The sequence below is a fragment of the Acidipropionibacterium jensenii DSM 20535 genome, from assembly GCF_000425285.1.
In the GTDB taxonomy this organism is placed as follows: Bacteria; Actinomycetota; Actinomycetes; order Propionibacteriales; family Propionibacteriaceae; genus Acidipropionibacterium; species Acidipropionibacterium jensenii.
In genome coordinates, this window is record NZ_AUDD01000011.1 from 56,459 (window position 1) to 77,490 (window position 21,032).

The following is a 21,032-nucleotide window of genomic DNA, read 5'->3' on the forward strand; positions in this document are numbered from 1 at the left end:
ATGCGGGGGTGTCCGCAGGAGGGTGTGTCAGCAGGATGGTGCGTCAGCAGGATGGTGCGTCAGCAGGAGGAGGTGGAGAAGGACGACTCCCGCACGATGATCGTCGACACCGATCCGCCGGAGATGAGGAAGTCGACCTCCGAGCCGTCGTAGCTGATGGCCAGCGCCTGTTCGATGGACTCGGTGGGGTAGGCGGTGGTGACGTCGGTCAGCTTCGATCCGTAGATCGACTGGAGATCGGCCAGGCTGGTCCCGATCCCGGCACCCTTCGCGGTCTTGTTGGTCCCCCCGGTGATCGAGAAGGCCTGGATCTTCCCGTCACTGGTCCACACATCGGACACGAATCCCGAGTAGCGGTCCAGCGGGGGAGTCGACCGGGTGCACACGGTGCCGAGGTCGCTCGGCATGATCTGGGTGGTCGACAGCTCGTCGACCGGCCGACTGACCCGCAACGGTCCGAGACCGGCGGTGGTCAGCGGCTCGCCGGAGACGATCTGGTAGACCACCTCGGGATCGCAGAACTTCCCCTTGGTGACCGCCGAGGCCGCCACCGACTCCTTGCGGCCCAGAGCCATCAGCGCCGAGCAGTCTGTGGAGGAGACGATGACGCCGCCGGGCATCTTCGTCCAGCGGCCGTTGGAGGCCGTCATGATGAGGTGACCGCCGTCGGCACCGGCGGTCTTCCCGTCGATGGTGAAGCTCGTCGAGTAGGCCACCGCCGTCTGGCCGGACTCGCTGAGGGCCACCCAGGAGACGTCCATGTCGGGGGCGGCGAAGATCTGGCGGACCAGCTCCGGGCTCGGCTTCATCTGGGTGGAGTTGACCAGTCCGGTGGCCTGGGGTTTGGCCGCGCCGCCGGTGACCGGACCCGCCGTGCCGGCGACCGTGGCGCCGCCCGACGGGCTGGCGCCACCGGATGCCGAGGAGGCGGCCTGATCGCCGCGGTTCATCAATGCCCGGACGCCGAACACGCCGCCGACGACGATCGCCAGGACGATGGCCACGATGCCGACGATGAGGCCGGGGGAGCGCCGCTTGGGCGGTTCGGGCTGCGGCGGCGCCTGGAAGGGGGCCGGCTGTCCCAGCCCGGGGACCCAGGACTGGGCCGAGGGGGCCGACTGGGTGGACGGTGCGGATCCGGCCGAGAAGGGGTAGCCGGCCGACTGGGGATAACTGGGTCCGGACTGCGGATATCCGGCGGGGGTGCCGGGGTATCCCGCCTGGGGGTAGCCGCCCTGCGGGTATCCGGCCGACTGGGGGTAACTGGGTCCGGACTGTGGATGGCCCGCAGCCGCGGGCGGGTAGCTGGCAGCGGACTGGCCGGGTGCCGAGGGAGGGTAGCTGGGACCGGACTGGGACTGGCCCGCGCCCGCCTGGGGGTAGCCGGAGGGATCACTCTGCGCGCCGGGGTTCTGTCCGGCCTGCTGGGCGGGGTTGACGATGACTGTCTCGGTCGGCGCGACAGGCGGGACAGCGGTCTCGGGGCCGATCACCTCGGTCCCGTGGTCCTCACGCCACAGGCCGGTCCCGGCCAGCGCCGGGTCGATGGTGGGCCCGGTGCTGCCGGTCTCCGTGTCGTCGTCGCTCATCTCAAGTGTCCTTCCGCCCGGGCGGGTGGGACGCACGGCCCCTCCCGCGCGCATTCTCCCATGCCGATCCGATGGCGAGGGCGCCGGCACCGGTGGGCCGATCGGGGACGACGGCGTCCCTGCTGGGTTCTGGAGTGATCCCTGGTCGCCGTTGTCCCTCCAGTTGGGGACAACGGCGCCGGGTCACTTGATGACGTACACCTCGATGTTGTTCTCCGACTTGGTGCACATGTAGTACTGCCCCGAGGTGCAGGTGAGGGTGTAGTTCTTGCCGGTCACCGGCGAGTAGGCGGTGACGGTGAACCGGTCCCCCGGGTTGTCGGGGATCGCGGCTGCCACATTGGCGGCCAACTGGCAGGAGGTGTTCTCCGTCCCCACTCCCACCTTCGGGCTGCACAACTTCGCTCCGGCCGGCAGGGTGACGGTCTGGGTCGGCTGGCTGGTGGTCTGGGCGGAACTCGACTCGGAGCCGCTGGCGGAGGAGGTCTGGCCGGACGGCGTCGCGGTGGCGGACTGCGCGCTGCCGGCGGAGGGCTCGGAGCCGAACGGGTCCAGGAAGATCGCCCCGATCACGACGACGGCGAGCAGGGCCAGTGCCGCCACCGATATCCACAGCCCGGTGCGACGTCGGGGCCGGCTGGACTCGGTGTGCGCGGTCTGCTGGGTTCCCGCACCCCCGGAGTGGGGGAGTCCGAGCAGAGTCATCCCCGATGGCGAGGTGCCCGAGGTTCCCGCCGGGCCGGGTGGGACCGACCCGGAAGGATAGGAGCCGGGCGGATAGGAACCAGGAGCACCGGGGGAGTAGGCCCCGGAGGGGTAGGAACCCGCCGGATAGGAGCCCGAACCGTAGGACTGCGGCGCTCCCGGGTAGACCCCGGCCGGGTACCCCGACCCGGACGCTGCCGGGTATCCCGACTGCGGCGTCCCGGAGGGCTGCGGGGCAGACCCCGGGGGGAGCTGCTGGCCGCCGCCGGCCGGTTGGGGAGGCATCGACGTCCAGCCCTGCCCGCTGACCTGGCCGACGATCTGGGTCGCGGCGCCCCCGGGGAGCGGACCGGGCGCCTCCGGTGGCATCCCCGAGACCGCCGGCTGGACCAGCACGCCGGGGTCCAGACCCTCGACCAGCCGCCGCAGGCTGGTGCCGACCGAGGCGGCCGAGACGGGCCGGTGGGCGGGATCCTTGGCCAGGCAGCACGAGATGACGTACCACATGGCGTCGCTGATCCCGGTGGGTCGCGGTGGCTCCCGGTCCAGGTGGGCCAGGATCACCGCCTCGCGGTTGAGGGCCGGGAAGGGGGTGTGGCCGGCGACCATCTCGTAGAGCATCACCCCGAAGGAGTACAGGTCGCTGGCGGCCGACGGCGTCTGACCCTTGATGATCTCGGGAGCCACATAGTTCGGGGTGCCGGCGAATGCGGTCGAACCCTCGAGGGTGGAGTCCAGGATCTTCGAGACGCCGAAGTCGGTGAGCTTGGGGTGCCAGTCGCCGTCCGGCCCCTGGGAGAGCAGCACATTGGCAGGTTTGACGTCGCGGTGGCAGATCCGTGCGGCGTGGACCGCCGACAGTCCGTCGCAGACCTCGGCGCCCAGTCGTGCCGCGTAGCCCTCCTGCATGAGTTCGTGGTTCTTCGCGTGGAGCGCGAGCTCGGACCCCAGGTCGGGGCCGTCGACGTACTCCATCACGATGCCGAGGTGCTCCCCCTCCATCACCATGTCGAAGACCTCGACCACCGCCGGGCTGTGGATGGAGGTGAGCAGTTCCCGCTCCTCGATGAACCGCCTCACGATGGCGCGGTCCGAGGTGAGGTGGGGGTGGAGCATCTTCACGGCGACCTTGTCGCCGTTCTCGCGGTGGGCGAGCCACACCTGGCCCATTGCGCCGCTGCCCAGGATCCGGTCGAGGGTGTAGTGGCTGCCGAGACGGTCGCCGGACTCGGTCATCGTCTCGCTCCTTCCCGGGCGGTGGCCCCCGCCGTGCATTCGGACCCGGCCTCAGGCACTGGCCCTCTGACGTCTCAGCACCACAGCGGTCGCCACCCAGCTCACCAGGCAGATGGCCGCCAGCGCGGAACCACTGATGAGCCACTGGGTGGCCTCGTGACGCCACAGCCAGTCCTCGTGCGCCCCCGGTGAGGGCGGTCGGATATGTGTGAGATCAATCGTGCTCGCCGACTGAGCATAACCCCAGCGTCCCGGAGCGGGGGCGGCCAGAATCTCCATCGCGGTGCGTCCGGCGACCTCGATGATGCCCCCGCACAGGACCAGCTGGGCCATCACGAAGACCACCATGGCGGGCATCACCTGCTCATTGGTGCTCACCACCGAGGAGATCAGCAGGCCGGCGACGGCCGAGGAGAAGGCGGTGCCGAAGACGCACACGCCGAGCTCCAGCCAGCCCGGACCGAGGATGACGCCGTTGCCGGGGGGATCCTTGCCGATCAGGACGACGCCGATCAGCAGGGCCGACTGGACGGCGCTGATGAGCACCAGCATGGTCACCTTCGACAACAGGTACATCTGTTGGGACAGCCCCACGGCCCGTTCCCGCAGGAAGATCGGGCGTTCGGCGATGAGCTCGCGGATGCTGGCCGAGACCCCCATGAAGGAGGCACCGATGACGATGATGGTGAGCAGGGTGGAGGCCTCGCCCGGATGCTTCGGGTCGTGCGGTCCGAACCCCCCGGAGCCCGGAATGGCCAGCGCCATCAGGGCGATGACGATCGGCATGAAGAGGCTGGAGAGCAGATAGTTGCGGTCCGAGGCGATCAGCCTCATCTGGCGCGAGGCCAGCGTCGACCACTGCCGGGTGGCCGAGCTCACCCGGGTTCGACGGCGTCTGGCCCCCGAGCCGCCGGGCCGTGCGGGCGGCTGTCCGGCAGGCATCGCGTCGGGAGGGTTGCCGGCCCGCTGGGCCCACAGCTGGGGTTCGGCGGTGACAGCCTCGAAGACGTCTGCATAGTCGGCCATCTGGAAGTGCTCGAGCAGCTGGTCGGGAGCTCCGAAGTAGGCCACCCGGCCGCCCGGGGCCAGCAGCAGCACCTTGTCGCAGGCGGCGAGGTTGCTGATCGAGTGGGTGATGACGATGACCACCCGGCCGGCGTCGGCCTGGCTGCGCAGCAGCCGCATCACCGACCGGTCGAGGTTGGGGTCCAGGCCGGAGGTGGGCTCGTCGAGGAGCAGCAGGCTGGGCTGGGTGAGCAGCTCCAGGGCGACCGAGACCCGCTTGCGCTGGCCCCCCGACAGCCGCGAGATGGTGGTGGCGGCGTGCTCGGCCAGGCCCAGATCCGCCATCACCCGGTCGATCTCGTGGTCGCGCTGTGCGGCGGTGTAGTCCTTGGGCAGTCGCAGCCGGGCGGCGTAGTCGAGGGCCTGGCGCACGGTGAGCCGGGTGTGCACCAGATCGTCCTGGGGGACGACGCCGATCCGGCCCTTGAGTTCGGCGTAGTTGCGGTAGAGGTCCTCGTCCTCGTAGACGACGGCCCCGGAGGTGGCCGGCTGGGACCCGGTGAGGGCCTTGAGGAGGGTGGACTTGCCGGCCCCGGAGGGCCCGATGACGGCGACCAGGCTGCCGGTGAGCAGGCCGAAGCTGACGTCGTGGAGGAGCTGCTTGCCGTTCGGCAGGGTGAAGCACAGTCCGTGGGCGGCCAGGATGTTGCGCGGCGGGGCCGCCAGGGTGAGCTGTCCGGCCCTCAGCACCAGGTTGGTGCGCCCGACGGTGAGTCGGTCCCCCTCGCCCAGGTGGCCGCGGCTGATCCGCCGCGAGTTGATGTAGGTGCCGTTTCCCGACCGCAGGTCCCAGACGTCGAATCCGTTGCCGGCCGGCCGCAGCTGGGCGTGCGAGCGGGAGACCAGCGGGTCGTCGATGACGATGGCGTTGTGGGGGTCGCGCCCGATTCCCCAGATCGGGGTGCCCGGGCCTGGGGCCTGAGGGGTGGTCTGGGGTGCGTTCTGTGGTGGTACGGCCTGGGGTGCGGTGGCCGGGGTGGCCTGTCCTGGGCCGCCCTGTGCGCCTGGTGTGCCCTGTGCGCCGGGGCCGCCTTGAGTGCCGGGGCCGCTGGCGCTACCTGGACCGCCCGCTCCGCCGAACCCGCCCGGACCTCCTGGACCGCCGGGTTGGGAGCGCGCCCCCGGGCCGGGGGCCATGCCGGGCTGTCGGTGCACCATCACGGTGCTGAACGGGGAGGACTCCACCGGGCTGTGGCCGCTGGCGGCCTCGATGTGGACCGGGAAGCCGTCCGGGGCACCGAGCGCCAGGGTGAACGGGGCGACGAGGACGGTGCTGCCGATCCGGGACCCGTTGAGGAAACTGCCGTTGCTGGAGTGGTCCTCGACCCCGACGCGGTCGCCCCCGAGGGCGGTGAGCACGAGATGGGTCCGGGAGATGCGGCCGTCGTCGATGACCAGCTGGGCGCCCGGGTCGCGTCCGATCCGGATCGGCGTGCCCTGGGCCAGCAGAGTGGTGCGGGGTCCGCAGGTGACCGTGAGCACCGGTGCCAGGACCGTGCCCGTCCCGGCGTTGGAGGGCATGGGCGCTCCCGGATGGGGACGAGACGGCGTCTGGGTCACGTGGTGCTCCTGTCCGGTGGCGGATGGCGACAGGGTGAATCCTTCGGTCAGACTACCGACCGGACTCGCAGGAGGGGGCGAACCCGGCCCGATGGAGTCGGGCCGGGTCCGGTGTGGGCTGGGGCAGGTCAGCTGCGGGACAGGTTCGGGGCTCCCGTGCAGGGATTCCTGGGCGGCGCTGGCGAGGGCCCCTACTTGCGGACCGTGATGGTCCAGCTGGCGCTGCCGACCTTGCGGAAGTCGGTCACCTCGTGGCCGGCGTCGGCGGCCCAGGCGGGCAGCGCCGAGGTGGCCTGGGTGCAGTCGAAGTTGATCACCAGTTCATCGCCGGCCGGGATCTGGCTGATCGCCTCCTGAGCCTCGATGAGGGGGAAGGGGCAGACGTTGCCGCCGGTCTCCAGGATGTGGGTGGCCATGGCTGTCTCCTAGGGGTACGGGACGGGTGGGATGTGCTGGGTGGAACGTGCGTGGACGAGATGGTGCGTGGACGAGATGGTTCGGGGAGCCGTGTCGACGAGTCCAAGTCGGTGGTGGCGTCCGGCATGTCGTCTGCGGCAGCGCGATGAGGCCGCCGAGTCCGCGTGGGGGCGTCGGTGATCCGACTCAGAGCGAGACGGGGACCGAGGTCGGCGTCTGCGCCCCGACGGTGGTGAGGGGGTGGGGGACGGAGCGGGCGGCGCGCGGCTGGAGGTAGCGGACCGCCAGGCCGACGCCGATGAAGGTGAACCCGAAGGCCAGCCAGCCCTGCCAGGCGAGCTGGGCGGTCTCCACCATCGAGTTGCCGATGGTGCAACCGCCGGCCCAGGAGGCTCCCACGCCCAGACCGATGCCGCCGATCGCCGAGCGGATCGCGGTGCCGGCGTCGGGGACCCGGATCCGGAACTCGCCGCTCGCCCAGGCGGCCGCGGCCGATCCGAGCAGGATGCCGAGGACCAGCCACACGCCCCAGTCGATGCGGGCGGGGTTGCCGGTGACGAACCAGTTCGCGAGGTTGGCGGACGGGGTGGTGATTCCCAGGCCGGCCTGTCGGCCGCTGGCGAAGCTCAGCGGGTAGGCGACGATCGCGACGGCCGAGATGACCAGGGCGGTGACCAGCGGGTGCCAGGACTTCTCGAAGAGCAGGTGGGCCAGGCCGGTGCGGGTGGGAGGCAGGGTGGCGACCTTGGGGCGTGGGGTGGTCAGCTCCCGGTAGACGAGGTACCCGGCGCCCGCGACGATCACCGCGATGACGATCCACGAGGAGATGTGGAGACTGGCCGGAATCGTGGTGACCGGCAGGGTGACGCTGCGCAGCCCCTGGTTGAGGGGCTCGAGGGGGCCGTACTTCATGGCGGCGGCGGAGGTGGCGTAGAGCACCAGGGCGATCCAGCTTCCGACCAGACCCTCGCCGGCCCGGTACCAGGTGCCGGTGGCGCAGCCGGCGGCCAGCACCATGGACACCCCGAAGATCAGGGAGCCGAGGCTCACCGCCAGCCAGGGCAGGGCCTTGTGGGTGATGTGGATCACTCCGGTGGCGTCGAGGATGCCGACGCCGACCGCCTGGACCGCGATGACCGTCACGAAGGCGGTGAAGTAGGTGGCGCGCCGGGACTGCCAGACGTCGCGGAAGGCGGTGGTCACGCAGAATCGGCCCCGTTGAAGGGCGAATCCGAATATCAGACCGACGAGAAGTCCGGTGATGGCCATGTTTGTTCCTTGTCGATAGGGGAGGTGACAGGGGTGCAGTGTGCACCCGGAAAAGGCGTGCAGAATCTGCGGAATTGTGAGAATGAAACAGCCGTCAGATCGATGACGGAATACTGCCCGGAGTTTCGGGGGATCCGGTGAGTACTGGATGGTCTCGTCGGCGTCCGGTCAGCTGGGCCTGCGGGGGCTGAACCCTTTGAGGCTGGGCCTGCGGAGAGTGAACCCGTTGAGGCCGAGCTTGCGGGGGCCTGGGTCTGCGGAGCCTGAGCGCTACCGAGCAGGGATCCGGGGAGATGACGTCACACTGGGTCCCTTATCGGCTGCCGGGTTGGACAGATGCCGGTTCAGCGAGGCCAGACCGGTCTCACAAGGGGATCAGCGCGTCATCAGGCGGGGCTCAGCAGGCCAGACAGGGCATGCAGGCCGGACAGGAAGGACACGACATCCGGGCGGCGGTGCTGCGACCGGTCCGGAACGGGATGAACCCGAGTGTCGTCATGACGGTGTCCTTCGATGCCTTGCGACTCGTCGTGGCGCCGGGATCAACCGGGCGCCGAATCGCTGGGATGAATCGTGCTGTGAATCCAACTCGTCAACCCCTGATCGGGGTGAACGGAATTCATAGAATCACGAAATCGTTCCGAGTGCAACCCCTCGAGATCCCCTGAGATCGTTCCGAGTGCAACCCCTCGAGATCCCCTGAGATCGTTCGGAGTGCAACCGCTCGAGATCTCGTGGGAGCGATGTCGTCTGTGTTCGATCTTCGGGTGACTTTGCCCGAAGATCGCACACAGACCCCGCAGCGACTCGGCCTCAGCAGTGACCCTCCTCGGGAGCGGCGTCGTCTGGAGCGGCGCCTTTCCGAGCGGAGCCATCGGACCGCTTTGCGATCTCCGTGCGATGCCGCCAGGCAGATCAGCCGGCGGGCTTCACGTGGGTGTCCCAGGTCGTTCTTCAGGGTGCCGAGGTTGAAGGCGCAGAAGAAGTCCCCGGCGGCGATCCCCGCGGCGTAGGAGTCTGTGGCTCCACCAGGGTCGCCATGGTTCTCGAGGACGGTGCCCAGCGGCAGGGACAGGAGCTCAGCCTCGTGCTTGGCCTCGATCGTGGTGCGCAGCAGAGTCACGGCCTCCTCGAAGCGATCGTGGTCCTCGAGCCAGTATGCGAAGTCGGGGACGTAGCTGACATCCAGGTCGGCGAGGGCTGCGAGAGTCTCCTCGCTGACGTCGTCGTGGCACACCTGGGTCCAGTAGGTCAGTGTGACGTCCTTGAGGCGCAGGATCTGCGGGTCGACGGGGTCATCGACCGGGTCCACGATGTGGTGCCGGGACCTGACCCGGATCGCCTGCGCTCGTTCTCCGTCCTCCCACAACCAGTTGGAGTAGCGCATGATGCCGTCGATATCGCCCTGCCTCGCGCTCTGGCGCAGGGCGCTGAAGGACTCTCCCGGCCGGTCGACCATGTCGTAGGCCAGCGCGAGGTTCCACCAGCCCTCGCGCTGTCCCATCAGGATCTCGGAGGTGGCGTTGTCGAGGGCCTGCTCGAAGGTGGAGTCGACGCTGTCGGCCTCCCTGGCGTCGGCGTCCGGGTTCGGGTAGGTGAACTGGACTCGCCGCTGGTTGTACCTGATGGTGTCCTCCTGGGTTTGATGTCCCCACCTGACATGGGTGTCGGCTCTTGGCGTTGGGGTTTGTGTTCGATCGTTGGGTAACTTCGCCTGAGGATCGAACACGAACCCCGGAGGAGATGTGGGCCGGGCGACGTGCTGGCGGTGTCGAGGAGAAGTGATGGTGTCTTCCTGGATTGGTGTCGACTCCTGGCTCCGGGGTTGGTGTCGATCCCTGGCGTCGGGACCCACTCCTGGCGTCGCGTCATCGATGACGCCGGGCGGATCGGTGGGTGAGCGTTGGGGTGTGTGTTCGATTGTGGGGTGACTACGCCTGAGGATCGAACACAGAACCGGAGGAGAGGCGGGCTGGGGCGACGTGCTGGCGGTGTTCGAGGGACCTGGCGGTGGACGGGGAGATCCGGGGAACCCGGCGTTGTCCAGGGGCCGACAGCGTCCGGAGGGTCAGCAGTGCCCGGGGGAAACCGGCGTTGCCCGGGAGGTGCCGACAGTCCGCCCGGGGAAACGGGTCACTTGTCGGGGACGGTCTCCAGATCGGCCAGCCAGGCATGGGCCACCGCATCGGAGGGCATCCGCCAGTCCCCGCGCGGCGACAGCGACCCGCCGGCCACCACCTTGGGCCCGTTGGGCAGCGTCGAGCGCTTGAACTGGTTGGACACGAACCGCCGCAGGAACAGTCGCGTCCACTCCTTGATGTCGCCCAGCGAGTACTCGTTGCGATCCTCGGCCCGGAACCCCGGCGGCCACTCGCCGGCCGCGGCGTCGGCCCAGGCGTGATGGCTCATGAAGACGATCCGGCTCGGACGCAGCCCGCGGCGCAGCAGATGGAAGAGGGTGAAGTCCTGGAGCTCGTAGGGCCCGATCTTCGCCTGGGTCGACTGGATCTGTTCGCCGGGACGCGAGGGCACCAGTTCGGGGGAGATCTCGGTGCCGAGCACCGACTCCAGCACCGCATCGGTCGCCTCGTCGAACTGGGCCGACGAGATGCACCAGCGGATCAGGTGCTGGATGAGGGTCTTCGGCACCCCGGGATTGACGTTGTAGTGGCTCATCTGGTCGCCGACCCCGAAGGTGCACCAGCCCAACGCCAGTTCCGAGAGGTCTCCGGTACCCAGCACGATGCCGCCCCGCTGGTTGGCGATCCGGAACAGGAAGTCGTAGCGCAGCCCGGCCTGGACGTTCTCGAAGGTGACGTCGTAGACGGGCTCCCCGCCCCCGGCCGGATGCCCCATCGCCTTGAGCATCTGGGTGGCGGCCGGTCGGATGTCGAGGATCTCGCAGGGCACCCCCAGCGCCTCGCACAGCGCCAGGGCGTTGCTCTTGGTGTGGTCGCTGGTGGCGAACCCCGGCATCGTGAAGGCCAGGATGTCGGAGCGCGGACGTCCTGCCTGGTCCATCGCCTTGGCCGCGACCAGCAGGGCGTGGGTGGAGTCCAGACCTCCCGAGACGCCGATCACCACCTTGGACCCGCCGATCGCCTCCAGTCGACGTCGCAACCCGTAGACCTGAATGTTGTAGGCCTCGTAGCAGTCCTGCTCCAGCAGGGCCGGGTCATTGGGGACGAAGGGGAAGCGGCTGATCTGGCGTTCCAGACCGATGTCGGTGCGCGGCGGGTCGAGTCTCAGGTCCACGAAACGGTAGCCGGCGGACTCGCCGGTGCCGGCGGACTCGCCCCGACCGGTGGCCCGGGCATTGTCGTCGAAGGAGCCCTGGCGCATCCGTTCCTGGCGGATGGCGTCCAGATCGACGTCGGTCAGGCAGTAGCCCGGCTCCGGATCGAAACGCGGGGTCTTGGACAGCAGCTCACCGCACTCGTAGACCATCGTCTGGCCGTCCCAGGACAGGTCGGTCGACGACTCACCGGGCCCGGCCGCGGCGTAGATGTAGGCCTGCAGCTGCTTGGCCGACGCCGTCCGGCACAGCCTGTGGCGCTCCCGGGACCGGCCCACGGTGATCGGGGAGCCCGACAGGTTCGCCTCCACGGTGGCCCCGGCCAGGGCCGCCTGAGCACTCGGGGAGATGGGTACCCACAGGTCCTCGCAGACCTCCACGTGAAGAACCAGCCCGGGGACGTCGGTGACGCGGAACAGAAGGTCCGTGCCGAAGGGCACCTCGGACCGGTCGCCCGGAAGTGATCCGGCCGGTGCTGGGTGCGATCGGTCGGTCGCGCCCGACCCGGCAGTCACGCTCGACCCGACGGGCGTGCTCGACCCGTCTGCCGGGTTCGGCCGATCTCCTGCGCCCGGGACATCAGCCGTCTCCGGGCCGGTCGGCAGTCCGGTGAGGAACCCGCCGTTCTCGACCCCGTCGGCGGCCGCCGCGAAGTGCCGCTTCTCGTAGAACTCCCGGTAGTTGGGCAGGTAGCTCTTGGGCACCACGCCCAGCACCCGACCCCGGTGGACCACCACCGCGCAGTTGTACAGCCGGTTCCCCCTGCGCAGCGGGGCGCCCACGATGATCACCGGGAGCAGCCCGGCCGAGGCGGCGCGCAACGTCTCGATGGCCGCCACGGTGGCGTCCAGCACGACATCCTGGAGGAGCAGGTCGTCGATGTTGTAGCCCGTCAGGCACAGTTCCGGGAAGACGGCGACCGCCACCTCCCGGGAGTCCAGCTCGCGGGCCGTCTCGATGATGCCGGTGACATTGGCGGCCGGGTCGGCCAGGTGCACCTGCGTGGTGCAGGCGGCCACCCGGGCGAATCCCTGGTCATAGGCGGAGTGGAAGTTCACGCCCCCAGTCTGGCATCCGAGCACCCGTCAGGGTGTCGAGCGAGTCCGAGCTCAGACCAGTTCGTCGAGGCGGGGAGGATTCGCCCCGGCCCGGGAGACGGTGATCCCGGCGATGGTCGTGCAGCGGTCCAGGATCGCGTCGAGGGTTCTCGAATCGATCCGGCGCAGGGCGTCGCGGTTGTCGGCGCCCAGCAGCCCGGCGGTCCACAGTCCGTCGATGAGACCGGCCGTGAAGGAGTCGCCGGCGCCGACCGTGTCGGCCACCTCGACCTTCTTGGCGCTCGTCCTGACCCCCAGACCCGAGGCGGTGAGGGCGACCACATCCCCGGCGTTGGCGGTCATCACGACCAGCTTCGGGCCCAGGTCGAGCCAGCCCGCGAGCACCTCCTCGGGGTCGGCCCCCTCGCCGATGTAGGCGAGGTCCTCGTCGGAGGCCTTGACGACGTCGGCCAGCCGGACGAACCGCTCGGCGATGGCGCGGGCGGCCGCCGGATCGGGCTGGAGATCGGGGCGGATGTTGGGGTCGTAGCTGATCGTCGCGGCTCCCCGGACGTCCTCCACGGCGTGCCGGACGACCTCGGCGCCGGGGTCGATCGAGGTGCCCAGGGATCCGACGTGGACCACCGGGCAGTTCGGCGGCACGCTCACCGACGGGAGCGACCAGTCGAGGTCGAAGACGTACTCGGCGCTCCCGTCAGCGGCCACGTGGGCGATCGCGGTCGAGGTGCTGGAGGCCTGCCGGGAGCCCTCGGAGACGATGACGCCGTCGGCGGCCAGATGGTCGTCGATGAGCCGGCCGTGCTCGTCGGAGCCGTACCAGGTGGCCAGCTCGACCCGGCGTCCCAGCCGGGCCAGGCCTATCGCGACATTCATCGGGGACCCGCCCGGGTGCTCGACCGGAGTCTGCTCGGGGCGGCTGACGATGTCGATGAGGGACTCCCCGATGACCAGGGCGGTGGACTGGGTGGGTGCCTGCTCGGTGGTCATGGGGTCCTCCTGGAGTCGTGGGCGGAGCACGGTCTGCGGTCGCGGCCCGCCGGTCGCGTCGGCGGGGCCACGGCCCAAGTCTGCCCTCCCGTCACCGGGATCCGGTGCCCGGGTTGAGTGGCGGGACGAGCTCGGGGATCCGACCGGCCGACATGCGGGGTGCTCGTCGGTCCCGGGAGGAGCCTCGAGTGGCGCCATAGAATGCGCTGATGGGCCCGCACGGCGGTGCGGCGCCCCTGAGTCAGGGAGGTGACGGATGGTCGATCTGCGTGCGATGGTGACGGCGCTCATCACGGTGCCGTTGCTGGCGAGTTGCTCGGTCGTCGACGTCGCTGCACCCTCCGGCTCCACCGACTGCGTCGACGCGGTGCCCCGGGCCGGGGACCTCAACGATCGCACCCGGATGGCTCCCAACCGCTGCCCGGTCGGGTCGGAGGCGGAGCAGGAGGCCGCCGGCACCGGCGTCGCGGGACCGATCGTCGCCGACCCGGTGGCCCCGACCGCGCCATCTGCCTCCGCCTCGGCCCCGAGGGCACCCTCGGCGTCTGCCACTCCCCGGGCCGCGTCGACTCCCTCACCGTCCTCATCGGTTCCGCCGGCCTCGCTGCGGGTCGGCCAGAAGTCCTCGGCCGGCGGCGGGTCCTATGTCCTGTGGCTGCGTGCGGAGAACCACGTCTACCTGGTCCACAAGGGGATCGTCACCCGGGTGATGCCGACCACCGCGCTGTCGTGGAAGACCCCGCCCGGCACCTACAAGGTGAAGTACAAGGTGGCCGAGAGCGCCTCCCTGGACGGGAAGCGCACCTGGGCGCTGCCCTACTTCGTGGCCTTCTGGCGCCGTCCCGGGGCCGACGGGGACATCGCATTCCACGAGGTGCCCCACGACCGGCACAGCCGTCGCGCCCAGCCGCTGGACACCGTCGGCGAGAACGGCCGGGTCTCCGACGGGTGCGCCAGGATGAGGCCGGCCGATGCCAAGGCCATCTGGGCGTTCACCAGGGTCGGCACCCACGTCGTGGTGCGCTGAGCCCCCTGTTGGCCATCAGCTGAGACCTGTGTCCAGAGGTTGGATGGGCGATACTCCCCGCGGAAGGATGGGGAGCATGGCCACCCTGGTGTTTCTTCATGCTCATCCCGACGACGAGTCCTCCTCGACCGCCGGCACGATGGCGCGTGCCGCTGCCAGGGGGGACCGCGTCATCCTGGTGGTGGCGACCGACGGGGCGTGCGGCGAGGAGGCTCTGGACGCCGACCCCCATGAGACCGTCGCCGCCCGACGGCACCGCGAGCTGGAGGCCTCCGCGAAGGTCCTCGGGGTGTCGCGGGTGGAATGGCTCGGCTACCACGACTCGGGGATGACCGGTTGGACCCAGAACCACGCGCCGGGATCCTTCATGGACTCCGACGCCGAGGAGGCCGGTCGCAGGCTCGCCGACATTCTCGACGAGGAGGACGCCGACGCCCTGATCGGCTACGACTGGCACGGCAACTACGGCCATCCCGATCATGTGATGGTCCACCACGTCACCTGGAGCGCCGTCGAACAGGCCGCCCGAAGGCCCCGGGTGCTGGAGGTCTCGATCAATCGCGAGCGTCAGGCGAAGGCCGCCCGACTCGCCCGGTCTCGCGGACTCACCCAGAAGATGCCCGACCCGGTCTACCCCGGTGACGACGGCAACCCGATCGGCACCCCGGAGGCTGATCTCCGGTGGGCCGTCGACGTCCGCGACCTGGCGGAGGTCAAGCGGGCGGCCCTGAAGTGTCATGCCAGCCAGACCAGCGACATCACCGCCTTCACCTCCCTGCCCGACGACATCTTCGCCGAGGTCTTCGGCTGGGAGTGCTACCGCGAGCCCAGTGTCGAGGGGCCGGTCAAGGTGGCCTGGCCGTTCGACGGCGCGCCCTGGCCCGGCACCCCCTCGCGCTGCACCTGCGCCGACGAGGGGCGCCCGATGCCTGGCGATGCCCCCGACACCAGACCCGAGGACGCGGTGGGGCCGATGGATCCGGTGAATCCGGGGAGTCAGGTGGACCGGCAGGTCTCGGACCCGGGAGCTCCGGGGGTCCAGGGGCACGCCGTGGACTCGGCGGCCCGGCACTCATGAGGGGCGATCCGATCGGCGGGGAGTCGGTGCGGGTCGGGCGGGCCGCCGGCGGCCTGGTGCTCGCCGCGGTGGCCTCCGGGCTGGTGTGGGGACTCAGCCTGGCGATCTGGTCGTCGATGGGGACCGGATCGGCCGGAGACGCCGGCACCCTGTCGGCCCGTGGCTGGCTCGGCGGTCTGCTCCTGGGGCTGCTGTGCGGGGCCGGGGTGGCGGTGGTCTGCCTCATCCCGGTGCTGCTGTGCGCCGCGCTGAGCGGGTCCCGGTTGGTGGGGCGACGTCGTCAGCAACGGCTCGCCGGGGTGCTGGTCGCCCTGCTCGGCCTGGTGGTGGCGGCCGTCGGACAGTACTGGATCGTCGGCACCTGGTCGGTCATCGCACAGATCAGCTGGCCGGCGGCGCTGGTGGCGCTGGTGCTGGGTGCGATCGGCGGGCCCTTCGTGATGGAGGGCCGGTTCGGGATCCGTGCGCGCGGAGCCCGGTGAGTGCGGCTCTGGGCGACTGATCGCAGCGGCCGGAGGGGGCGAGCGGCGCGACCGGAGGGGCGGAGCGGCGCGCCCGGCCGGTAGCTGAATCCGGCGTCGCCTCGCACCGATCCTCATACTGTTGGCGCCATGACAGCATCCGACTCGCCCCACGCCTCCGACCGCCCCTCTGCTCCGCACCTGGCCCCCGGGTCGGGGCCGACCATCCCGCCGGTCCTCACCTGGGCCTCGTGGGTCGCGGTGGTGCTGGTGCTGGGGCAGCTGGTGCTCGGGATCCTGATGCTCAACGGCTCGTGGAACCTCATCGAGGCCCATGCCGGACTCGGCTACGCGGCCACCCTGGCGGCTGTCCTGGCGGCGATCTCGGCCGTGGTGTGGCGTCGGCGCGGGGGACGGTCGGGAGTGATGGCCCACGCGATCTCGATGCCGATCCTCATGATCATTCAGATCGGCCTGGGGGAGTCCGGGATCAAGTGGGTCCACGTCGTGCTGGGAGTGATCATCCTGATCGGTCTCATCGGGCTGCCGATGAGCCTGCGGTCGCGCCGCCACTGATTCAGTCGGCGATCGCGGCGGTGGTCGCCCCGATGACCCGGATGAGGTCGGCGGGGGCGAGCTCCACCGACAGTCCCCGGCGTCCTCCCGAGACCAGCATCACCTCGTGGTCCAGGGCCGAGGAGTCCACACAGGTCGGCAGCTTCTTCTTCTGACCGAGGGGGGATATACCCCCGACGATGTATCCGGTGGCCCGCTGGGCGACGTCGGGTTCGGCCATCGACGCCTTCTTGGCCCCCATCGCGGCGGCGAACGCCTTGAGGTCGAGCATGCCGCTGACCGGGACCACCGCCACCGCCAACGGGGTCCGCACCCCCGATCCCTCCAGATGGACCACCAGGGTCTTGAACATCACGTCCGCCGAGAAGCCGAGCTGGGCGACCCCCTCCTCGCCGTAGTGACGGTTCGAGGGGTCGTGGTCGTAGGCGTGCAGGGTGTGCTTGACCTTGGCCCGGGCCAGGGCCTTGGTGGCGGGGGAGGCGGCATCGGAGTGGGGCATGATCCCAGCCTAATTCCGACGCCGGGGCGGGTCGGAGACTGGACAGGCGGCAGGATGCGGCGCTGAGTCCATCGCGCCGAGGTGTCGGAGACGAGTGTTCGCAGCCGAGTGTTCGAAGCAGTTACGCGTGGCTCAGGACTCGAGCAAGACCCGGATCTCGTCGATCCCCGGTGCGGTGTCGGGTCCGCGTCGGGTCACCGAAATGGCTGCGGCGGCATTGGCCCAGCGCGCGGCGTCCTCCCAGTCTGCCCCGTTCACCTGTGCCGTCCCGCCGACCTGTGCGCCCCCGCTCGCCTGTGCCGTCTTGTCGACCTGCGCAGCTCTGCCCAACCGTGCCGTCCCGCTCAACCGCGCCGCCAGCAGGGCTCCGGTGTGGACATCACCGGCGCCATTGGTGTCCACCGCCTCCATCGGGAAACCCGGCACCACACTGAGCCGGCCATCGGCCAGGACCGCGCAGCCATTCGAACCGTCGCGGGTGATGACCACCGTCCCGCGGGGAAGCGAGCGGGCGCAGGGCTCCAGGGTCTGGGCCATCGTGAGGTCGCCGGCATCCGGTGCGACCAGCCCCGCCAGGGCGCGGGACTCCTCGAGGTTTCCGGTCCACACCGTTGTCAGGGCACGCATCCGCTCGTGCACCGCGGCGGGCAGCCCGGCCATCACGTCCCCCGGGTCCAGGACGACGTCGACCCCGGCGGGCAGCCCGGAAAGCCACTCCAGCAGAGGGTCCCGGGTCGAGGCCATCACGAGCGAGTAGCCGGTGACGCAGACGGCGTCCCCCGGCTGGGGATCACTGGTCGCCAGCGAGCCGACCGAGATGATCCGCTCGGCCCCGGTGGTGGTGATGAAGGTGCGTTCTCCGGAGGGTTCCACCAGGACGATGCACACCCCGGAATCAGCCTCGGGGACGGCCGGGGCGCTGATCTCCACCCCCTGCGCGGCCAGCACCTCGCGGATCAGACGGGCATTCGGCCCCTGACCGATCGCACCGGCATGAGTCGCCCGGCCGCCGCTGCGGGCGGCGGCCACCAGGGTGTTCACCGCCCCGCCGGCGTACTGCCGGTAGCTGCTGGCCATCGTGTTGCCGCCATTGCGCGGCACGGCCGGAATCTCGACGACCGCGTCCACCAGGGCCTGCCCGGTGTGGATCAGTCGGGACGGGTCGCGTCCGCTCGTGACTCGGCGCTCATGGGCGTCAGGCTAGACCACCGCCGAGGGTCCGGCCCGACCATTTCCGGACCGCTGTGTGCACTGACCACATCTACCGGTCGCCCGAATGCGCGACGTCGTGAGTCCCCTTGTGAACCGGCCATATGATGTCAATCAACTGTGGATCGGTGTCAACACGGGTCCGCGGGGCGCCGGGATGTCGTGGGCGTGTGCCCGGCCCCATAGAGTGGATGCTCACGAAGAATGGTGCGGGCGGCCGGATGCGGCTGTCCCGCACTTCCTACTTGGGGGACGACCATGCCGCAGGCACGCCACGCAACTGACGGACGACGAGACACATATCATCACGGTGATCTGCACCACGCCCTGGTGATGGCCGGTCTCGACCTCGCCCGCACCGGTGGACCGGACGCCGTCGTGCTGCGCGAGGCGACCCGCCGCACCGGCGTCTCCCCGAATGCCGCCTACCGACACTTCAACGGGCGGGAGGCTCTGCTCGACGAGGTTGCCGTGCGAGCCACCGGATACCTCACCGATGCGATGATTGAGGCCGTCGTGCGGGCGCGCGTCGAGTTCGCCAACGCCGAACCGAAGGTGAGAACCACCGAAGTCATCCTGGCGGCCTGCCGTGGCTACATCGACTTCGCTCTTGATGAGCCTGGCTGGTTCGGTGTCTGCGCCTCGATCTCCGACTGCAGCGTCGAGACCTATGTACGGCACACCAGTGCGGGCAGGAGCAACGGGGCGACCGACGTCGCTGAACGTCCCACCATGGTCCCCGAGGTGCTGCGCTCGGTGCTCCAGCTGCCCGAACCGTTGAGCTGGGCCCCCGATGTCACGGTGGACTACTTCGAGGTGGTACTGCGCTCGACGCTCTACGGCTTCAGCATGCTCGCGACCACCGCGACGATGCGTGTGGACGACCAGTCCCGCCGTGCCGGTCAGGTGCTCAGCCAGCTCCGCACCTGGATCTTCCACTCGATCCAGAAGTGAGGGTTCCCAGCAACGCTCAGTCGTCCAGGCATCACCAGGTACTCAACCTGGCGGTGCCTGCATTTCTGTCCCTGGTGGCTGAGCCCTTCTTCCTGATGGCCGACTCCGCGGTCATCGGCCACGTGGGCACCGTGGAACTGGCCGGGCTGGGAGTGGCCAGCACCGTGCTCACGACGGTGACCGGACTGTTCGTCTTCCTGGCCTACGCCACCACCGCCACCAGCGCCCGACGGATGGGTGCCGGGGATCGCGAGGGTGCCGCCCAGGCCGGTGTGGACGGCGTCTGGCTGTCGGTGCTGCTCGGTGTGATCTCCGCCCTGCTGCTGGTCTTCGGCGCCCCGACCGTGGTGTCCTGGTTCGGGACGGCGGCCAGCACCGCCCAGCCCGCCGTCACCTATCTGCGGATCGCCGGCTGCGGGGTGCCGGCGATGCTGGTGACGATGGCGGTCACCGGGGTTCTGCGAGGATTTCAGGACACCCGCACCCCGCTGGTGGTGACGGTGATCGCCTTCTCGGTGAACCTGATTCTCAACCTGTGGTTCGTGATCGGCCTCGGCTGGGGGATCGCCGGGTCGGCATGGGGAACCCTGATCTGTCAGTTCGGAATGGCGCTGGCCCTGGTGATCGTCTTCGTGGTGCGGACCATGGGGACCGGCGTCTCATTGAAGTTCCAGGCCGTCGGGGTGCTGGCCTCCATGCGCGACGGCGTCCCGCTGCTGATCCGGACCCTGGCGCTGCGGGCGAGCCTGCTGCTGACCACCTGGGTGGCGGCCGGCCTGGGTGTGGTGGCGCTGGCCTCCTACCAGGTGTCGATGACGGTGTGGACATTCCTCACGATGGCCCTGGACGCGCTGGGGATCGCCGGGCAGGCGCTCACTGGAGCGGCGCTGGGGGCCGGCGACAAGAGCCAGGCCCGCGAGCTCACCCGTCTGATGGTGAGGTGGGGGCTGTGGGTCGGGGTTGGCCTGGGGGTGCTGCTGCTGGCCGTCCACCGGGTGCTGCCGATGGCCTTCAGCCCCGATCCCGCCGTGCGGTCCGCGCTGGCCGCCGGGCTCATCGTCATCGCGTTGACCCAGCCGTGGTCGGGTGTGGTCTTCGTCCTGGACGGGGTGCTCATCGGGGCGGGGGACGGACGCTGGCTGGCCGGGGCCCAGGTGGTGATGCTGGTGGCCTATCTGCCGATGGTTCTCGCTGTCCGGATGGCCAGTCCGAGTGGCGCCTCGGCGATGGTGTGGATGTGGGTGGCGTTCACCGGGTTCATGGTGGTGCGCGGGGCGATCCTGGCCTACCGGGAACGGGGAGACGCCTGGATGAGAGTCGGAGTCTGACCGTCGGGGCTCTTTGTGGGCTCTCTCTGGGTTCCGGGGTGGTGGGGTGGGTGACCTGGCCGGTGTGGCCGGTCCAATCCGTGTAGCCCGTTGCAATCCACATCCGTTCTTGTCCACGATGCTCGCGAAGTTCGACGATGCTCGCGAAGGGTTCGTCGTCGAAGGCAGAGGATCCCTCCCAGACGTGCTCGGGCTCGGGCCGATCGGGGGCCGGCGAGCTCATCGGACTGGTGAGGGTGGTCTCGGACAACTGCTCGGTGGCCCTGGTTCAGGATCTCCTGGTGGCGCCTGCGTTTCACCGATGCGGTGTGGGAAGTCGCCTGTTGAGGGCGGCGATGGACCGCTACGCCGACATCCGTCAGCTGATGCTCATCACCGACGATGATCCGGCCACTGCCGCCTTCTACCGTTCGTGCGGGCTTCGGAGTCTGGACCAGACCCACGGCATCGGCTTCATCCGCTACAACTTCGCCAGCTGAACCACTGGCGCCGCGCTGCCCGCTGTCGCCGCCGGGGAGGCGCAGACGTCGGCCGGGCGGAGTCGTGACCAGGGTCGGGGCAACGCCACAGGGTCACGCACCACCGTCCACCCCGACGCCCACCACCATCCTCCACGATGCTCGCGAAGTTCGACGATGCTCGCGCTATAGCGCGAGCATCGTCGAACTTCGCGAGCATCGTGGAAAAGGCTGGAAGCATGGCCGGAAAAAGGGCGGGAC

The 21,032-nt window shown here is 69.9% G+C and carries 17 protein-coding genes; 7 read left to right on the forward strand and 10 right to left on the reverse strand.

Annotated features, from left to right (window positions below; all coding sequences use genetic code 11):
* Positions 1 to 59: 59 nt before the first annotated feature.
* The 8 genes from H590_RS0108660 to H590_RS0108695 all read right to left on the reverse strand — a co-directional run bounded on the left by H590_RS0108660 (position 60) and on the right by H590_RS0108695 (position 13,181).
* Entirely contained in the window at positions 60 to 1,589 is a 1,530-nt protein-coding gene (locus H590_RS0108660; protein WP_028703247.1) for a hypothetical protein, read from the reverse strand.
* 183 nt (positions 1,590 to 1,772) lie between these two features.
* Positions 1,773 to 3,530 (reverse strand): serine/threonine protein kinase, encoded by a 1,758-nt coding sequence (locus tag H590_RS17325; protein WP_051238332.1) that lies wholly within the window; start codon positions 3,528 to 3,530, stop codon positions 1,773 to 1,775.
* Positions 3,531 to 3,581: 51 nt separating this feature from the next.
* Positions 3,582 to 6,116 carry an ATP-binding cassette domain-containing protein gene (locus H590_RS15755; RefSeq protein WP_051238333.1) on the reverse strand — a complete coding sequence of 845 codons (2,535 nt, stop codon included), beginning with the start codon at positions 6,114 to 6,116 and terminating at the stop codon, positions 3,582 to 3,584.
* Between the two features lie 230 nt (positions 6,117 to 6,346).
* Positions 6,347 to 6,571 carry a sulfurtransferase TusA family protein gene (locus H590_RS0108675; protein ID WP_028703248.1) on the reverse strand — a complete coding sequence of 75 codons (225 nt, stop codon included), beginning with the start codon at positions 6,569 to 6,571 and terminating at the stop codon, positions 6,347 to 6,349.
* Positions 6,572 to 6,758: 187 nt separating this feature from the next.
* The gene (locus H590_RS15760; RefSeq protein WP_051238334.1) at positions 6,759 to 7,841 is read right to left on the reverse strand and encodes a YeeE/YedE family protein; all 1,083 of its coding nucleotides are present in this window, start codon (positions 7,839 to 7,841) and stop codon (positions 6,759 to 6,761) included.
* 619 nt (positions 7,842 to 8,460) lie between these two features.
* Entirely contained in the window at positions 8,461 to 9,570 is a 1,110-nt protein-coding gene (locus H590_RS0108685; RefSeq protein WP_028703249.1) for a tetratricopeptide repeat protein, read from the reverse strand.
* A 404-nt stretch (positions 9,571 to 9,974) separates the two neighbouring features.
* Positions 9,975 to 12,194 carry an NAD(+) synthase gene (locus H590_RS0108690; protein ID WP_028703250.1) on the reverse strand — a complete coding sequence of 740 codons (2,220 nt, stop codon included), beginning with the start codon at positions 12,192 to 12,194 and terminating at the stop codon, positions 9,975 to 9,977.
* Positions 12,195 to 12,245: 51 nt separating this feature from the next.
* On the reverse strand, positions 12,246 to 13,181 hold the full coding sequence (locus H590_RS0108695; protein ID WP_028703251.1) for a carbohydrate kinase family protein: 936 nt from the start codon (positions 13,179 to 13,181) through the stop codon (positions 12,246 to 12,248).
* 256 nt (positions 13,182 to 13,437) lie between these two features.
* Here H590_RS0108695 and H590_RS17930 point away from each other — a divergent pair, with 256 nt between their 5' ends.
* From H590_RS17930 to H590_RS0108715, 4 genes are all read left to right on the forward strand, one after another.
* Positions 13,438 to 14,208, forward strand: coding sequence for a L,D-transpeptidase (locus tag H590_RS17930; RefSeq protein ID WP_232020884.1), 771 nt, complete (start codon positions 13,438 to 13,440; stop codon positions 14,206 to 14,208).
* Between the two features lie 76 nt (positions 14,209 to 14,284).
* Complete coding sequence (locus tag H590_RS15765) at positions 14,285 to 15,286, forward strand: PIG-L deacetylase family protein (RefSeq protein ID WP_084149384.1); 1,002 nt, start codon at positions 14,285 to 14,287, stop codon at positions 15,284 to 15,286.
* Positions 15,283 to 15,768 (forward strand): hypothetical protein, encoded by a 486-nt coding sequence (locus H590_RS15770; protein ID WP_084149385.1) that lies wholly within the window; start codon positions 15,283 to 15,285, stop codon positions 15,766 to 15,768. Before H590_RS15765 ends, H590_RS15770 begins: the two co-directional genes overlap by 4 nt.
* Positions 15,769 to 15,897: 129 nt before the next feature.
* On the forward strand, positions 15,898 to 16,323 hold the full coding sequence (locus tag H590_RS0108715; protein WP_051238335.1) for a hypothetical protein: 426 nt from the start codon (positions 15,898 to 15,900) through the stop codon (positions 16,321 to 16,323).
* A 1-nt stretch (position 16,324) separates the two neighbouring features.
* Here the strand turns inward: H590_RS0108715 and ybaK are convergent, their stop codons facing one another.
* Together ybaK and H590_RS0108725 are read right to left on the reverse strand one after the other, a co-directional pair.
* Positions 16,325 to 16,822 carry a Cys-tRNA(Pro) deacylase gene (ybaK, locus tag H590_RS0108720; protein WP_028703254.1) on the reverse strand — a complete coding sequence of 166 codons (498 nt, stop codon included), beginning with the start codon at positions 16,820 to 16,822 and terminating at the stop codon, positions 16,325 to 16,327.
* Positions 16,823 to 16,954: 132 nt separating this feature from the next.
* The gene (locus tag H590_RS0108725; protein WP_232020883.1) at positions 16,955 to 17,950 is read right to left on the reverse strand and encodes a PfkB family carbohydrate kinase; all 996 of its coding nucleotides are present in this window, start codon (positions 17,948 to 17,950) and stop codon (positions 16,955 to 16,957) included.
* A gap of 414 nt (positions 17,951 to 18,364) precedes the next feature.
* Here H590_RS0108725 and H590_RS0108730 point away from each other — a divergent pair, with 414 nt between their 5' ends.
* The 3 genes from H590_RS0108730 (at position 18,365) to H590_RS15775 (ending at position 20,792) form a co-directional block, all read left to right on the forward strand.
* Positions 18,365 to 18,985, forward strand: a complete 621-nt coding sequence (locus H590_RS0108730; RefSeq protein ID WP_051238336.1) for a TetR/AcrR family transcriptional regulator — start codon at positions 18,365 to 18,367, stop codon at positions 18,983 to 18,985.
* The gene (locus tag H590_RS0108735) at positions 18,982 to 20,313 is read left to right on the forward strand and encodes an MATE family efflux transporter (protein ID WP_028703257.1); all 1,332 of its coding nucleotides are present in this window, start codon (positions 18,982 to 18,984) and stop codon (positions 20,311 to 20,313) included. The genes H590_RS0108730 and H590_RS0108735 overlap by 4 nt, the downstream gene beginning before the upstream one ends.
* Before the next feature lie 137 nt (positions 20,314 to 20,450).
* Positions 20,451 to 20,792, forward strand: coding sequence for a GNAT family N-acetyltransferase (locus H590_RS15775; protein WP_051238337.1), 342 nt, complete (start codon positions 20,451 to 20,453; stop codon positions 20,790 to 20,792).
* The last annotated feature ends 240 nt before the right edge of the window (positions 20,793 to 21,032 follow it).

Excerpts from the sequence above, each read along its gene's own strand:
- H590_RS0108660 (WP_028703247.1), bottom strand. The coding sequence starts at position 1,589 with ATGAGCGACGACGACACGGAGACCGGCAGCACCGGGCCCACCATCGAC.
- H590_RS15765 (WP_084149384.1), top strand. The coding sequence starts at position 14,285 with ATGGCCACCCTGGTGTTTCTTCATGCTCATCCCGACGACGAGTCCTCC.
- H590_RS15775 (WP_051238337.1), top strand. The coding sequence starts at position 20,451 with ATGCTCGCGAAGGGTTCGTCGTCGAAGGCAGAGGATCCCTCCCAGACG.
- H590_RS0108715 (WP_051238335.1), top strand. The coding sequence starts at position 15,898 with ATGACAGCATCCGACTCGCCCCACGCCTCCGACCGCCCCTCTGCTCCG.
- H590_RS17930 (WP_232020884.1), top strand. The coding sequence starts at position 13,438 with ATGGTCGATCTGCGTGCGATGGTGACGGCGCTCATCACGGTGCCGTTG.
- H590_RS0108730 (WP_051238336.1), top strand. The coding sequence starts at position 18,365 with ATGGCCGGTCTCGACCTCGCCCGCACCGGTGGACCGGACGCCGTCGTG.
- H590_RS15770 (WP_084149385.1), top strand. The coding sequence starts at position 15,283 with ATGAGGGGCGATCCGATCGGCGGGGAGTCGGTGCGGGTCGGGCGGGCC.
- ybaK (WP_028703254.1), bottom strand. The coding sequence starts at position 16,822 with ATGCCCCACTCCGATGCCGCCTCCCCCGCCACCAAGGCCCTGGCCCGG.
- H590_RS15755 (WP_051238333.1), bottom strand. The coding sequence starts at position 6,116 with ATGCCCTCCAACGCCGGGACGGGCACGGTCCTGGCACCGGTGCTCACG.
- H590_RS17325 (WP_051238332.1), bottom strand. The coding sequence starts at position 3,530 with ATGACCGAGTCCGGCGACCGTCTCGGCAGCCACTACACCCTCGACCGG.
- H590_RS0108675 (WP_028703248.1), bottom strand. The coding sequence starts at position 6,571 with ATGGCCACCCACATCCTGGAGACCGGCGGCAACGTCTGCCCCTTCCCC.
- H590_RS0108695 (WP_028703251.1), bottom strand. The coding sequence starts at position 13,181 with ATGACCACCGAGCAGGCACCCACCCAGTCCACCGCCCTGGTCATCGGG.
- H590_RS15760 (WP_051238334.1), bottom strand. The coding sequence starts at position 7,841 with ATGGCCATCACCGGACTTCTCGTCGGTCTGATATTCGGATTCGCCCTT.